This window comes from Algibacter mikhailovii, assembly GCF_014651495.1.
Taxonomy (GTDB): Bacteria; Bacteroidota; Bacteroidia; order Flavobacteriales; family Flavobacteriaceae; genus Algibacter_E; species Algibacter_E mikhailovii.
Genome location: NZ_BMWZ01000001.1, coordinates 687,461 through 702,665 on the forward strand (window position 1 = coordinate 687,461; position 15,205 = coordinate 702,665).

Annotated in this window: 14 protein-coding genes; 6 read left to right on the top strand and 8 right to left on the bottom strand. The window is 35.8% G+C overall.

Annotated features, from left to right (window positions below):
• The first annotated feature begins 37 nt into the window (after window positions 1-37).
• On the top strand, window positions 38-1,459 hold the full coding sequence (locus IE051_RS02825) for an L-serine ammonia-lyase (RefSeq protein WP_189359370.1): 1,422 nt from the start codon (window positions 38-40) through the stop codon (window positions 1,457-1,459).
• 74 nt (window positions 1,460-1,533) lie between these two features.
• Here IE051_RS02825 and IE051_RS02830 read toward each other — a convergent pair whose 3' ends face one another.
• Window positions 1,534-2,718: a T9SS type A sorting domain-containing protein gene (locus IE051_RS02830; RefSeq protein WP_189359247.1), complete on the bottom strand. Its 1,185-nt coding sequence runs from the start codon at window positions 2,716-2,718 to the stop codon at window positions 1,534-1,536.
• Between the two features lie 443 nt (window positions 2,719-3,161).
• Between IE051_RS02830 and panB the strand changes: the two genes are divergently transcribed.
• Genes panB through IE051_RS02850 form a run of 4 tightly spaced genes read left to right on the top strand, consistent with a single transcriptional unit; the run spans window position 3,162 to window position 6,534 of the window.
• The gene (panB, locus tag IE051_RS02835; protein WP_189359248.1) at window positions 3,162-3,980 is read left to right on the top strand and encodes a 3-methyl-2-oxobutanoate hydroxymethyltransferase; all 819 of its coding nucleotides are present in this window, start codon (window positions 3,162-3,164) and stop codon (window positions 3,978-3,980) included.
• 58 nt (window positions 3,981-4,038) lie between these two features.
• A complete protein-coding gene (locus IE051_RS02840) occupies window positions 4,039-4,392 on the top strand; it encodes a four helix bundle protein (protein ID WP_189359249.1) in 354 nt (117 codons plus the stop codon).
• Between the two features lie 35 nt (window positions 4,393-4,427).
• On the top strand, window positions 4,428-5,126 hold the full coding sequence (locus IE051_RS02845) for an RluA family pseudouridine synthase (protein ID WP_189359250.1): 699 nt from the start codon (window positions 4,428-4,430) through the stop codon (window positions 5,124-5,126).
• A gap of 28 nt (window positions 5,127-5,154) precedes the next feature.
• On the top strand, window positions 5,155-6,534 hold the full coding sequence (locus tag IE051_RS02850; protein WP_189359251.1) for an aldehyde dehydrogenase: 1,380 nt from the start codon (window positions 5,155-5,157) through the stop codon (window positions 6,532-6,534).
• Between the two features lie 1,102 nt (window positions 6,535-7,636).
• Here the strand turns inward: IE051_RS02850 and IE051_RS02855 are convergent.
• The 7 genes from IE051_RS02855 to IE051_RS02885 form a co-directional block, all read right to left on the bottom strand.
• Window positions 7,637-7,936 carry a GIY-YIG nuclease family protein gene (locus tag IE051_RS02855; RefSeq protein ID WP_189359252.1) on the bottom strand — a complete coding sequence of 100 codons (300 nt, stop codon included), beginning with the start codon at window positions 7,934-7,936 and terminating at the stop codon, window positions 7,637-7,639.
• Between the two features lie 871 nt (window positions 7,937-8,807).
• A complete protein-coding gene (locus tag IE051_RS02860) occupies window positions 8,808-9,608 on the bottom strand; it encodes a sensor histidine kinase (protein WP_189359253.1) in 801 nt (266 codons plus the stop codon).
• Window positions 9,584-10,300 carry a hypothetical protein gene (locus IE051_RS02865; RefSeq protein ID WP_189359254.1) on the bottom strand — a complete coding sequence of 239 codons (717 nt, stop codon included), beginning with the start codon at window positions 10,298-10,300 and terminating at the stop codon, window positions 9,584-9,586. The genes IE051_RS02860 and IE051_RS02865 overlap by 25 nt, the downstream gene beginning before the upstream one ends.
• Before the next feature lie 30 nt (window positions 10,301-10,330).
• Complete coding sequence (locus IE051_RS02870) at window positions 10,331-10,867, bottom strand: hypothetical protein (RefSeq protein ID WP_189359255.1); 537 nt, start codon at window positions 10,865-10,867, stop codon at window positions 10,331-10,333.
• 69 nt (window positions 10,868-10,936) lie between these two features.
• Window positions 10,937-11,563, bottom strand: a complete 627-nt coding sequence (locus IE051_RS02875; RefSeq protein WP_189359256.1) for a CPBP family intramembrane glutamic endopeptidase — start codon at window positions 11,561-11,563, stop codon at window positions 10,937-10,939.
• 1 nt (window position 11,564) lies between these two features.
• Window positions 11,565-12,023, bottom strand: coding sequence for an Lrp/AsnC family transcriptional regulator (locus IE051_RS02880; protein ID WP_189359257.1), 459 nt, complete (start codon window positions 12,021-12,023; stop codon window positions 11,565-11,567).
• Between the two features lie 278 nt (window positions 12,024-12,301).
• On the bottom strand, window positions 12,302-13,534 hold the full coding sequence (locus tag IE051_RS02885; RefSeq protein WP_189359258.1) for a DcaP family trimeric outer membrane transporter: 1,233 nt from the start codon (window positions 13,532-13,534) through the stop codon (window positions 12,302-12,304).
• 436 nt (window positions 13,535-13,970) lie between these two features.
• Here IE051_RS02885 and IE051_RS02890 point away from each other — a divergent pair, with 436 nt between their 5' ends.
• Window positions 13,971-15,197, top strand: coding sequence for an aminotransferase class I/II-fold pyridoxal phosphate-dependent enzyme (locus IE051_RS02890; protein ID WP_189359371.1), 1,227 nt, complete (start codon window positions 13,971-13,973; stop codon window positions 15,195-15,197).
• Window positions 15,198-15,205: the final 8 nt, after the last annotated feature.

Consider the following 15,205-nt stretch of genomic DNA (forward strand, 5'->3'; position numbering starts at 1 on the left):
ATATTTATATTTGTTGAATCATAATGTTTACGCAATCATGGAAAGTATCTCTGTTTTCGACATGCTAAAAATTGGCATTGGCCCGTCAAGTTCGCACACCTTAGGCCCATGGCGTGCTGCAGAACGTTGGATTACCGAATTGAAGGAAAGCAATCAATTTGAAAACATTGAAAGCATAAGCATTAATCTATATGGATCGTTGTCTTTAACAGGTAAAGGCCATGCTACAGACTACGCCCTGATGCTGGGATTATCTGGCGCTGATCCGGAACGCATTCCCACAGACCAAATAGAAGGTATTATTGATCGAATTAAACATGATCACTGTATTCTTCTAAACAATGAAAAACGGGTACCCTTCAACCCGAGTAGCCATATTATCTTCAATAAACAATTTCTCCCATATCACGCCAACGGATTAACCTTTATTGGACATATAGGCAAGAAAACCATGGCATCTACTTTCTACTCCATTGGTGGTGGTTTTGTGGTAAAAGAAGATGCTAACAATGCCAAAAAGAATTTTGAGATTAAATGTTCCTTCCCCTATCCTATAGAACATGGTGACGATTTACTAAAATTCTGTAATAATCTAAATTCATCTATTTCTCAGGTGGTTTTAGAAAACGAAAAATCTATTCGGTCAAATCAAGACATTGATTTTGAGTTGAAACGTATTTGGGATACCATGTTAGAATCTATGTATGTTGGTTGCCATACTGAAGGCAAATTACCTGGTGGTCTAAATGTCACGCGACGCGCCTATAATATGCACCAAAACCTAAAAGGGAATACAGCCTATAGCACCCCTGTAGAATGGGTTTACGCCATTAGAGATACTGAAGTTAAATTTCGCCAAATCCTTAAATGGGTCAGTTGTTTTGCCTTAGCTGTTAATGAAGTGAATGCGGCCTTAGGCCGTGTAGTTACCGCTCCAACAAATGGTAGTGCTGGAGTTATACCATCCGTTTTAATGTACTATCTAGTGATTGAAAACCACGATGGTAATTTTGAAGACATCAAACGCTTTTTATTAACCGCCGGAGAAATAGGAAGCATCTTTAAAAAAGGGGCTACCATCAGTGCTGCCATGGGTGGCTGTCAAGCAGAAATAGGCGTATCTTCTGCGATGGCGGCAGGTGCTTTATGCGAACTTTTAGGTGGAACTCCTGAGCAGGTTTTAGTAGCAGCCGAAATCGCCATGGAACACCATTTAGGTCTAACCTGTGACCCTATTGGCGGCCTTGTTCAAATTCCTTGTATTGAACGCAATGCCATGGGCGCCATTAAAGCTATAAATGCCGCTGAGCTAGCGCTAGACACAAACCCCGAAAACGTAAAAGTCCCATTAGACAAAGTTGTAGCCACCATGTGGGAGACCGCAAAAGATATGCATTCCAAATACAAAGAAACTTCGGAAGGCGGCTTAGCGGTGGGCGTAAATTTAACAGATTGCTAGATAGACCTCTTTAAAGTTTTAAGATTAATTCATTTAGCGTTTATCGCTTTGAACTAACCTTACCTATCATGCTATTATTCTATAACCAACTTTCCAGAGTACCAATTCCCTGAATGCAATTGGACTCTAATTAAATACATTCCAGATGATAAGGTATCAACCGAAAGCGATTGTTGCTGTTTTGAAATATTTTTAACTGATTTGACTAATACCCCATTAATTTGATAAAGGTCAACTTGATTAATATCTGAATCCGAATCAATAGTTATGTGCTCGCCTCTTTTAATAGGATTATTAAAACCTAAAAACTTTGAAATATTATGGTCCTCTGTAGATAAAACATTCACTCTTTTGTAGGTTCTTATCCAGTCAATTTGAAAAATATTATTAGCTTCGACAGCCAATTCATTCACTGTAGGCCAAACGCCTCCGTTCACTTGCCACTGTTGTGCTGCTCCCGAAAAAATAATCGTTTCTGGACGAGATAATCCATTGCCTCCTAAATGTTCGTTAGGGTCTATAACACTAGGACCAGATACGGTTCTCACCAAAACGCCGTCAATATAATATTCTAAATGAAACGGATCTCTCCAATACATCCCTACTCTATGAAAACTATTTCTCCAATATTGACCATCTGCAACGGGTAAAACATACCAACTACCCGAATCTGTTGGCTGATAATCCTCACCACTTGATGAGAACGTGTGATGGCTTAAATGCATTCGCCTTGCAAACCAATCTCTAGAAGCGCCTTTACTTTCAGAGTAACTTGACCCATAGGCTTCAACAATATCGATTTCTTCTTTACTATTACTGCTTAGCAACCATACGGCATTGGCCATTACCGAATTCATGATTTTCATTCTTGTCTCAATAAACACAGGATATATTATTTCAGACCTTGCATGAATGGCAGCAAAATTATTTGTGTTTAAAGCCCCGTTTAACGAGGTTGCTTTAAGTTCTAAGTTTCCTCCAGTGACTTTAGAATTATTGGGAGACCAGGTGGTATTTCCAAAACCAGGCCAAGGGTTTATAAAACCATCTTCCCATCTTTCATTAAACGTAGTGCCCTTATTTGAACCTGATGGTGTTTCATAATTAAAACTGTCTGACAATTCATCTACTAACTCCCATTTTATATCAGAATTACCTGATTCTGCAGGAATGGCTATTCCCGCCCAATCTTGAGCACCTGAAATCATCGTTGTTAAAAAACAAAATAAATAGCTGAATTGAATACAATACCTTTTCATAGTTTTACATTAGGGGTGTTTACTTATACCTTCATAATTGGTATAATTTTAATCTCCAACAAACCTACAATTAATTGGACTTCTGATTTAAATAATGAACTTGACAAAAACTTTACAGGTATGACAAAACCATGAAACAAAAGGCATTACACCTAAATCGCTAATTGGTATTATGTATTGTAGCGATTTATAAAATGCATTAAATAAAGTAAAAATCAAGAACTACAATGCTCTATTACGTCCCTGAACAGCTCATATCATATGGAAAAAGTCCTGGTACTTTTTAAGTCCATATTAAAAGCGTTACACAAATTGTAATTGGGAGATGCCTAATTATTTTTTCCACGCGGGTAATATCAAATTGGTAAGATATGCCGTAAATAAAAGTTTAACACCATAACTCTTAATTTAGTATTTTTACATGCTTAATTAAACTAAAAAAAATGTCTGTAGCCAAAAAAGAATACAAACGCGTCACTGTTAAAACATTAGTAGATATGAAAGCCAATGGCGAAAAGATATCTATGCTCACGGCCTATGATTACACCATGGCAAAAATTGTGGATGGCGCTGGTGTTGATGCTATTCTTGTTGGTGATTCTGCCAGTAATGTCATGGCTGGACATGAGACCACTTTACCAATAACCTTAGACCAGATGATATACCATGCATCATCGGTGGTACGTGCGGTATACCGTGCTTTGATTGTGGTAGACCTGCCTTTTGGTAGCTACCAAAGTGATCCTAAAGAAGCTTTACGCTCTGCTATTAGAATCATGAAAGAAAGCGGTGCACACTCTGTAAAACTTGAAGGTGGTAAAGAAATTAAAGAATCTATTAAACGCATTTTAAATGCTGGAATTCCTGTAATGGGTCACTTGGGCTTAACACCACAATCCATTTATAAATTTGGAACCTATACGGTACGTGCTAAACAAGAGGAAGAAGCTGAACGTCTTATTGAAGACGCAAAAATGCTAGAACGCATTGGATGCTTTGCTATTGTATTAGAAAAAATCCCTGCGGCACTAGCCAAAAAAGTTGCAGAAAGCGTGAGTATCCCTATTATTGGTATTGGTGCTGGTCCTGATGTTGACGGACAGGTTTTGGTGCTTCATGACATGCTGGGCATGACGCATGAATTTAATCCACGGTTTCTACGCCGCTATTTACATCTGTATGAAGAAATGACAACAGGCATTTCAAAATACGTTGAAGATGTTAAGACGCAAGATTTTCCTAATGAAAGTGAGAAATATTAATTTAGACATTTTAGATATAGAGATTATCAGACCGTTTAGATAATTAGACTTAAGTTTTATGCATAGATTTAAAGAACTTGAAATTTGGAAACGAAGTCGGTTATTTTGTTCTGAAGTGTATGCAATAACATCAAAGTTTCCTGAATCTGAAAAATTTGGATTAACCAATCAATTACGTAGAGCGTCAGTTTCCATGCCTTCAAATATTGCAGAAGGTTCTTCAAGACAATCAAATAAGGATTTTACAAGGTTTTTACAAATAGCATTAGGGTCTGCATATGAAATTGAAACACAATTACTCATAGCTCAAGATTTAAATTTCGTTAAAGATTCAGAATTAGAGTATGTCTTTTCAGAATTACAAGAAATCATCAAAATGATCTCCAAATTTAAATCAACGCTAAAAATTTAGAAATCTAACAATTCTAATCATCTAAAAATCTAACTGTGTCTAAAATCCTTTCAAATAAAAATAATCTCCAAGTCTTATTTGAGGACAATCACATTATCATTGTAAACAAACGCGCTGGTGATATTGTTCAGGGTGATAAAACCGGAGACAAACCTTTAAGTGATGTTGTCAAAGAATATATAAAGGATAAATACAATAAACCTGGGAACGTTTTTTTAGGTACGGTACACCGCCTAGATAGGCCAACATCTGGCCTTGTTATTTTTGCCAAAACCAGCAAAGTGCTACCTAGGCTAAATAAATTGTTTCTTTCAAAAGACATCCAGAAAACCTATTGGGCATTGGTTAAAAATGAACCAGCAAAAAAAGAGGATACCTTAATTCATTGGTTAAAAAAGAATCCAAAAAACAATAAATCTCTAGCCCATTTCAAAGAAGTAACCGATAGTAAAAAAGGCATACTGCATTATAAGCTGATTAAAAAACTGGATACTTATGCCTTACTTGAAATAAATTTAGAAACCGGACGGCATCATCAAATTCGGGCACAGCTAGCCTCTATTGGCTCGCCCATTAAAGGAGATTTAAAATACGGATTTAACCGAAGCAACAAAGATGCAAGTATCAGTTTGCACGCCAGGCATATTACCTTTACACATCCCGTGAAAAAAGAACCTATTTCGGTTAGTGCCCCTGTACCCCATGATCCGATATGGAAGGCCTGTGTATCATAATTTATAATATCTTTATAAAAAACATGTATTGGATACCATAGCAAACATTATTGAACAACAGCGTAGCTGTTTTAAATCGCAACAAACTAAAGCGGTCTCCTTTAGATTAGAACTACTAAAGGCGCTAAAATTCGAAATAGAATCTCAAGAACAGGCTATTTATGATGCTTTACATAAGGATTTTAAAAAATCTCAATTTGAAGCTTTTATTAGTGAAGTAGGCTTGGTGCTTTCGCAGTTAAACTTAGTCATCAACAACCTTGAGTCATGGTCTAAACCCAAACGTATCCGCGCTTCTCTACTAACCTTTCCTTCTAAAGATTACATCTATAAAACGCCATATGGTACTACGCTGGTTATTGCCCCATGGAATTACCCATTCTTGCTGGCTATGGAACCTTTAATTATGGCTATTGCTGCAGGAAATACTGTGGTTTTAAAACCTAGTGAATTAACAGGCCATACCTCAAAAATACTCACTCAAATTATCAAAAAAGTATTCCCAGAAACCATAGCGACTTCCATTGAAGGCGGTGTAGAAACTGCTACAAAACTTTTGAGTGAAAAATGGGATTTTATATTTTTTACCGGTAGTACAAAAGTTGGTCATATTATTGCAAAAGCTGCTGCCAAAAATCTAACGCCCGTTGTTTTAGAACTTGGCGGAAAATCCCCGTGCATTATTGATGATTCCATGGATTTGAAACTAGTTGCTAGGCGCGTTGTTTGGGGCAAGTTTTTCAATGGTGGCCAAACCTGTATTGCGCCAGATTACATTATAGTAAAATCGAATAAAAAAGAGGCACTCATAGCGGCCCTAAAAGCTGAAATAATTAAAAGATATAGCGAGACCCCTAAAACCTCTGCCGACTTTCCTAGAATTATAGACAAAAAAAACACAACTAGGCTTGCCGCACTACTTGTGGATGTCAATATTGTTTATGGTGGTGACATTGATGAAGCCCAGTGCTATATCTCGCCTACTATAGTAGATGAGCCTGCTTTGGATAGCCCCTTGATGAGCGAAGAAATATTTGGACCTATTTTACCCATTTTAACCTATAATACCGAGAAAGATATAGAGCAAATTATTGGACACAAAGACACGCCATTAGCCCTTTATATTTTTTCTAATCACAAGGGCTTTATTGAAAATACCATTAATACCTATAGGTTTGGTGGTGGTGTTGTTAATGACACACTCATTCATTTTGGCAATCATAGATTGCCATTTGGCGGTATAGGAACTAGTGGCATGGGAAAATATCATGGAAAACATGGGTTTGACGCCTTTTCGCATGATAAAGCCATGATGAAACGTGGTAATTGGATCGACCCATCGTTTCGATATCCACCATATAAAGGAAAATTGAATTTACTTAAAAAAGTCTTTAAGTATTTTGGATAAATTTTCTTCAAAAACAGGGATGGTTGATACATCGCATGGTTCATTTTAACTGATGCGCTTTATGTGATTTCTCCTTTAGTCGAAATGACTTACCCAATATAAATAAATCCTTTAGTCATGTCGAAATGAGGTACGATTGAGACATCACATTACAGTGGGCTTTGGAACGTTTTACTCCCTGTATTGTGTGATTTCTCCTGGCGTCGAAATGACTTAACTAATATAAATAAATATTTTAGTCATGTCGATATGAGGTACGATGGAGACAGCGCATTACAGTGAGTTTGCGAACGCCTTGTATCCTGTATTATGTGATTTCTCCTAACGTCGAAATGACTGAACTAATACAAATAAATAATTTTTTTGTCATGTCGAAATGAGGCACGATTGAGACATCTCATTATAGTGCGCTTTTGGAACGCTTTGTACCCTGTATTGTGTGATTTCTCCTAACGTCGAAATGACTTACCGCTTACTAATTAACCGTTTAGTCATGTCGATATGAGGTACGATTGAGACATCGCATTGCAATGCGCTTTGGAACGTTTTGCTTCCTGTTTTATGTGATTTCTCCTTGCGTCGAAATGACACTGAACTCATTAAAATAAATCCTTTAGTCATGTCGATATGAGGTACGATTGAGACATCACGTTACAATGCGCTTTGGAACGCTTTGTACCCTGTATTATGTGATTTCTCCTGGCGTCGAAATGACTTAGCTAATACAAATAAATCTTTTGGTCATGTCGATATGAGGCACGATTGAGACATCGCATTGCAATGCGCTTTGGAACGTTTTGCTTCCTGTTTTATGTGATTTCTCCTTGCGTCGAAATGACACTGAACTCATAAAAATAAATCCTTTAGTCATGTCGATATGAGGTACGATTGAGACATCACATTACAATGCGCTTTGGAACGCTTTGCTGTCTAAATTATGTGATTTCTCCCGGCGTTTAAATGACTGAACTAATATAAAAAATCTTTAGGTCATGTCGAAATGAGGTACGATTGAGACATCACATTATAGTGCGCTTTGGAACGCTTTACTCCCTGTATTTTGTGATTTCGCCTAACGTCGGAATGACTGGCGTGATATCTCTTAAAAGGTTTGGGTGTTTAAATTTTCCCATTTTGGATTAAAATCAGAGATTAATTTATTTTTCTTTTCACGACGCCATTTCTTCAATTCCTTTTCTCTTGAAATTCCTAATTTTGGATATTCAAAAGTTTCATAGTAGACCAAATAAATACAATTATACTTTCCTGCAAACGACTTTTTAGCGTTCTGACTATCAAAATAGTGTTGAGATAATCTGTTTTGTATATTATTTGTAAATCCTATGTATAGCGTTGTTCTATATTGGTTTGTGGTTATATATACATAGTAAGTATTTTGCATAAATGAATATTAAATTTTTCCTGATAATATGTTGTTATTGCTCCTTGCCTTATGTTATTTCTCCTGGCGTCGAAATGACTTAAGTAATATAAATAAATCTTTTGTCTTGTTGGAATGACTTACACAATATAAATAAATCCTTTAGTCATGTCGATATGAGGTACGATTGAGACAGCGCATTACAGTATGCTTTGGAACGTTGTACTCCTTATATTATGTGATTTCTCCTTACGTCGAAATGACTTACCCAATATAAATAAATCCTTTAGTCATGTCGAAATGAGGCACGATTGAGACATCACATTACAATGAGTTTTGGAACGTTTTGCTTCCTGTATTATGTGATTTCTCCTTGCGTCGAAATGACTTAGCTAATACAAAAAATCTTTAAGTCATGTCGAAATGAGGCACGATTGAGACATCGCATTACAGTGGGCTTTGGAACGCATTGTACCCTGTATTATGTGATTTCTCTTGGCGTCGAAATGACTTAACTAATACTAATAAATTGTTTAGTCATGTCGATATGAGGCACGATTGAGACATCGCATTACAGTGGGCTTTGGAACGCTTTGTACCCTGTATTATGTGATTTCTCCTGGCGTCGAAATGACTTACCGCTTACTAATTAACCGTTTAGTCATGTCGAAATGAGGCACGATTGAGACATCACATTACAATGCGCTTTGGAACGCTTTGTACCATGAATTATGTGATTTCTCCAAACGTCGAAATGACTTAACTAATATAAATAAATCCTTTAGTCATGTCGAAATGAGGTACGATTGAGACATCGCATTACAATGCCCTTTAGAACGGTTTGTTCCCTATATTATGTGATTTCTCCTGGCGTCGAAATGACAAAAACGTTTTAATTTAACGGATAATCTAAAACCATTTCAACCCCGGTATCAGGTTTAGAATTTATTTGGAATTGCGCATGAATTAAAGCCGCTCTGCTTTCCATATTAATTAATCCAGAACCCTTGCTTTGCGTTTCTAGATCAAATCCTTTGCCATCATCTTTGGCGGTAATCATTAGAGATTCGGGACGGTAATCTAATACAATACTAATATTTTGAGCCTCAGAATATTTGACAGAGTTAGACAAAAATTCTTGAATAATTCTAAAGAGTATTATTTCATGTTTTCTATCGGAAAAAGGCACCGTATCACCTTGAATTATAAGCTCAGCCGACTTGAATTTCATCTTTTTTAAACGGTTCATTTCAGTTCTAATGGATGGTACAAAACCATTGTTCAATACAACCTCGTGATTTAGCGTTCTAGATAAGGCCCTAACTTCAGCCAAACTTTCTTTTAAAGCTTCAGAGGTGTCCGCAAATTTTTCTTTAACCTCATCTTCAACATTCATTTTTAAAATACTGAGTTGCATACTAGCAAATGACAGCAACTGCCCAATATTGTCATGAAGCTCCCAACCAATATTTTTCAAGGTCTGCTCCTGGCTTTCTGTTTGTGCCTTTGCTATTTCGGCCTCAAAGGCCTTTTCTTGCGCTAAGCGTTCTTCTAATAATTTATTCTTACGTTTTTGAAACACCACAAAAAACACAATAACCAGTGCCGTAATGACCACTAAAACCACGACCATATACACCAATAAATAACGCTCTGCGGCTGTACTCACTAATCGTTCTCCGGTCTGCACCATATTAAAGCAAAGGTAAAGGTTAAATACATGATAACATTAGAAGAAAGATAAATTAGTCTTCTTACAAATACAAAATCTAAATCTTGATTCAACGTTTCTATATCATAAACAAGATAAATATCAAAAAATACAATGGGTGTTATGATGAGCCACCAGATAAAAATGGCTGCACTAATATAAAAATTAATCGATTTATAAAAAGTTAATATGGATGGGCTATTAAGAATTTCTAAAAAATAAAACGTGGTACACAAAAAAATAATGGCAGCACCAAAAACACTTATTGAAGGAAAAAATTTTATAAAAAAATCATTCCAATTGAAGACAATACAAACTAAAGCATACACAAAAAAAGAAATACCAGCAAACTTCACACCGTTTTTTAACCGCTTAGTTTTCAAAATTTTATAATAATAAAAACTAAAAAATAAAATGGCGCCAATTTTCCAATACACTGTTGTCCACCAATAATTTTTTTCAAGCCCAGTGCCTATTAAAAAATGTAAAAACCGGTCTGGATGCGCAAAATAAACATATACATTTAATAAATCGCAAATACTTAAATACCATAAAAACCAAATAAAGTATTTAGCGGGATAAGGTTTAAATTTAGAGTAAAAAAATAATCCTGTAAACGCCGCTAAAAACTCTACAAAATGTGTCGTAATAACATATAATACACCTATTTGCATAACTACATTATTACTTTAAATAAACTTTTTTCATGGGTAACCTCCACTTCCTGTGCCTTCATTTAAAGGTGGTATATTAGGTACTTGAAGACTCATTAGAGGGAAACTACTGGCTTCAGCGGTAAGTTTATGGCCTTTAGGCGCTATAAACATGGTGGTGTAATTCGCTTTCTTTTTTGGTGCTTTTTTGCCATACACCCCAAGATAGACATAAATACTATCCATTGCATAGCCTTGATTTTCAGATTCCGCCTCTGCCCAGTTAAGATAATCTCTAATGTCTTTAACTGCCCAGCCAACAGAACGCCTGTCTATAGCTCTGCCTTCTTTCTTAGAAGCCGAGTCTACCGCTTTTTTTCTAAATTTGGTCCAGTTGTCATTTAATGCTATGGCCTCTTTAACAGTAATCACGCCTCGAGGTTTAACAAGCGCTGGTGCTTCCTGTGCTTCAATGCCTTTTTCCGCAGCGGTTTCTGTAGCCTCAGAATCCTCTGGGCGCGGACAAAAATAATAGGTTAAAAGGGCTCCAACAGCAAAACCTAAAATAATGTAAGGTAATTTTTTCATGGTTAATTGGGTTTAGTTATAGGACAACTAATATAGTATTTTTTTTTATTGTAAGAATACATTCAAACCTTAAGAAGGAAAACCTAGCATATCCCCCATACCAACCGTAAATAGCCAACAGCCATAAATAGCATGTTCTATAGTGACCAATAGCGTTGATTTTGTGTTTTGATAGGTTAAAGCAAATACAATACCGCCTAAAAAAGTAAGCACTAAAACCAACATGTTTTTAAAAAACAAATGCGCAAGTGCAAACAAAAAGGCATTCAATACCACATATAAAACCTTATTTTCAACAAGATTGGGATACCTTTTAAAATAAAACGTTCTATATAATAGTTCTTGGGGATATACAGAAAACACACTATAAACAAACACTATAAACACCCATAATTTGGGCTTATTAACCAGCACATTAAAAAGTAAGTCTTTATTGGCATCCCAAACAAATGCTGTGGTTATTGCGGCGATTATTATAAATTTAATGCAGACCGACTTCACAAAGGGCATCCAATGGATCCGCTTTGCTATTTTAAAGGGTAGTTTTTCTACTGCGGTTATCACATAGATTACATAAACAAATCCTAAAACACCTACCGCCAATTTAACCCAAGGCGAATAGTTAAAAACAAAGCTTATAGGAATGATTACAAAAATAATAAGGCACTCTAGGTTTTTGTATTTGAGTGTATTCATATTATAATGTAATAGCGGTGTCATGTTTTACTTCGTTAATCACAAACATACTTTGGGTACTCCCAATATGATTAATGGTGGTGAGCCGTTCAACCATAAAGGTTCTAAAAGCAGCCATATCTTTAACTATAACTTTGAGTAAATAATCATATTCACCACTAACATGATAACATTCTAAGACCTCGCTAATTTTATTCACTTCCTTTTCAAAACTAATCACAAAATCTTGACTATGTTTTACCAGTTTTATATGACAAAACACCACAAAATTCCTGTCTATTTTTTCTTTGTTAACGATGGCTATATAACCATCTATAAACCCTGCTTTTTCTAACTTTTTTATACGTTCATAAACAGCCGTAACAGAAAGTTCTAACTTATTTGAAAGTTCTTTATTGGTTTGCTTACTGTCCTGTTGTAAATAGGCCAACAACTTTTTATCAGTGGAATCAAATATCATAATTGTTTTTTTGTATGCTGAGACTTCATCAAAGGAAAATTACAATTTTAAATCTAAAGAAATTTACAAATGCCGTTTTATTTTCTACGATAAACAATTATAACTGATTAATATTCAACTTACAATACATTTAAAATCAAATCCAACATTTGCAGTACTTTGATGAATCTGCCAGTTTTAACTGCTCCATATCTAATTTATAAACCCAAACCCTTTTTTATGAGCTAAACCTTGTTTAACCGTTTAAAAAAGGCCTTGTATAAAACAACTTTAGCGTTTTAAAAATAGAACATCAAGCCAAAACTTATACGCATGGCATCTCTTTTTTTAGTCAAAACCAATTGGTTATCATTTACTGTACCATCAATATCTAATTTTTTGGTACCAAAATCAAGCTCCAAACCATAGGTCATTCTGGTAAAATGATCGTACATAATATTAACAATCCCATAGGTATGCACATGGTTTATATTGCCGTTAAGCACAACGGTATCAACATCCTCTATTTGAGCTACCAATACTCTAGAAACATCATCTGTAAAGAATCTAGTATATCCCAGCACAAGGTTTGTGTGTAATTTGGGGGTCCAAAAATGCTCATAAGCCATCCAGCCACCATAAGAAGGTGTTGCATCTAATTCTCCATTAATTGTAGGGAACCCATCATAGCCAAAACCTGCTATACTAGTAATATATGAGGTTATCCCTTTTCCTACAGTGCCTTGGAATTGAAAATTATTTTGTGCTTTAGCCAGTCTACCAGAAAAAGAGAGGCCATATCCAAAAAATGAACTTTTCTCACTATCGTACTCGTAATTGATATGTCTAAAAATAGTTGCCATTCTTAAATGGCCCCAATTTTTTTCATGTTTAATTCCTAAAATTAGGTCGGGGGTGGTTTGATACGCATCCCCAATCAATGGTTCTATCTCATCATATCTATTATAATCTGTTATTGGAGCGTCTAATGCAATTATATAGCGCCAATTGGGATTGCTCCCAAGGGTATTGAAATATTTAATATGCGGGCTACGCACCCAAACCCCAGAAGGTGGGCCTTCCCATTCTAATATATTTGGCCATAGTGCTTCATCTCCAAAAGAGGCCCAACCCTGACCTATTTGCCAATGATTGAATTCTACATAGGCTTTTCTTAACCGCATTTTGCCGTTACCACCCCAAAAGTCAAACTCAACAACCGCATAAATATCATCTCCATTTTTAGTGACTATGGTAGATTCAAATTTCATTTGTGTTTGATACATATCTACTTTGAAACTATCAGAATCATCAGTGCCAAATACATTTATGGCGCCTACATTAAAGGTTTCACTATCCTGTAAGCCCCCATAAACATCATAATACCCGTTTAATTTTATGTTAGCACCAAAACTGCCTTTAAATTGAGCCTGTCCATTTATAGAATCTTTTGAGGCAAAGGTTAAGATCCGCTCTTGACTATATACGCCTGTAAAAAATAAACCTAAAAGGAAAAGAATAGGATGTTTCATAACTATAATTTTAATCAAATTTTAGGCGAACTACACCAATTAAAACCGTTGTTTTATAAAAAGCAAACAACACAATATGTATTCCCCAAATAACAAAAACACTGCGCTTAATGATATCCTTAAATTTTCATTATTAGCACATTAAAAAGGTACGTCTTATTAATAAACCAAACAAGATTGTTCTATCATCGAACAAAATTTATTTAATAATTGTCTTTATTAAAGCGTTCCACATCCATATTCTAGACCCTTTTATAGATAGAATCACACCCCATAAAAGGAACATTTTTCATCAGCAAGGGCCTTATTGGAGCCATATCAGATATTAAATCTAAATTTAATAATAAATTCAGTTTTATTTTCTACAATATAGGATTTGTATTGATTAATATTCAATTTATCACGAATTTTGAATAGCATAAACACAATAGATACCATGGCTTTTAAACCCGCAAACAACATACAAGATTTACAATACTTTGGTGAATTTGGAGGTGTCAACCCGTCCATTTCTGATTCTTCAACCTATACCTTTCTATCAGCAAAAACAATGTTTGATACCTTTGAAGGCAATGCCGACGGTTGTTATTTATACTCGCGGCACTCCTCACCTTCCAATCTGTATCTTGGTGAAGCTTTAGCAGCCATGGAAGGCACAGAAACAGCTAATGTTTCAGCTTCAGGTATGGGGGCTATTACTCCAGTAATTTTACAACTATGCGGTGCAGGAGATCATATTATTTCTAGTCGAACCATTTATGGCGGTACCTATGCGTTTTTGAAAAACTTTACGCCAAAATTTAATATCCACACCAATTTTGTGGATATTACTAAATTGGATTTAGTTGAAGCATTAATTACCGACCGGACTAAAATCATTTATTGTGAATCTGTGAGTAATCCGCTTCTAGAAGTTGCCGATATTAAGGCCTTGGCAGAAATAGCAAAAAAGCACAACTTAAAACTGGTGGTAGACAATACGTTTTCTCCCCTTTCCATTTCTCCAGCGGTATGGGGTGCTGATGTGGTGATACACAGTTTGACTAAATTCATAAATGGAACTAGTGATACCGTTGGTGGCGTAGCATGCGGTACCCAAGACTTTATCAATGCACTGCGCAATGTGAATGATGGTGCATCCATGCTTTTAGGTTCAACCATGGATAGTTTAAGAGCAGCTTCTGTTTTAAAAAATTTAAGAACCTTACATATTAGAATGCAACAGCATAGTAAAAATGCCATGTTTCTAGCTAAAAAGTTTGAATCAGATGGCTTAAAAACGGTGTATCCAGGGCTTCCATCACACCCTTCACATACACTCTTTAAGCGCATGATGAATGAAGCCTATGGTTTTGGAGGCATGCTAACTATTGATGTGGGCAGCTTAGACAAAGCCAATGAACTCATGGAAATGATGCAGGATAAAAACTTAGGATATCTTGCGGTGAGTTTGGGTTTTTACAAAACCTTATTTAGCGCACCAGGAAGTTCTACATCTTCTGAAATCCCTAAAGAAGAGCAACAAGACATGGGATTAACTGATGGGCTTATCCGTTTTTCCATAGGTCTAGATGCCGATATTGAACGTACCTATAACACCATAAAATCCTGTATGCTAAGCATAGGTGTTTTAAAAGAAACTATGGCATCTCATGTACAATAAAAAAACCT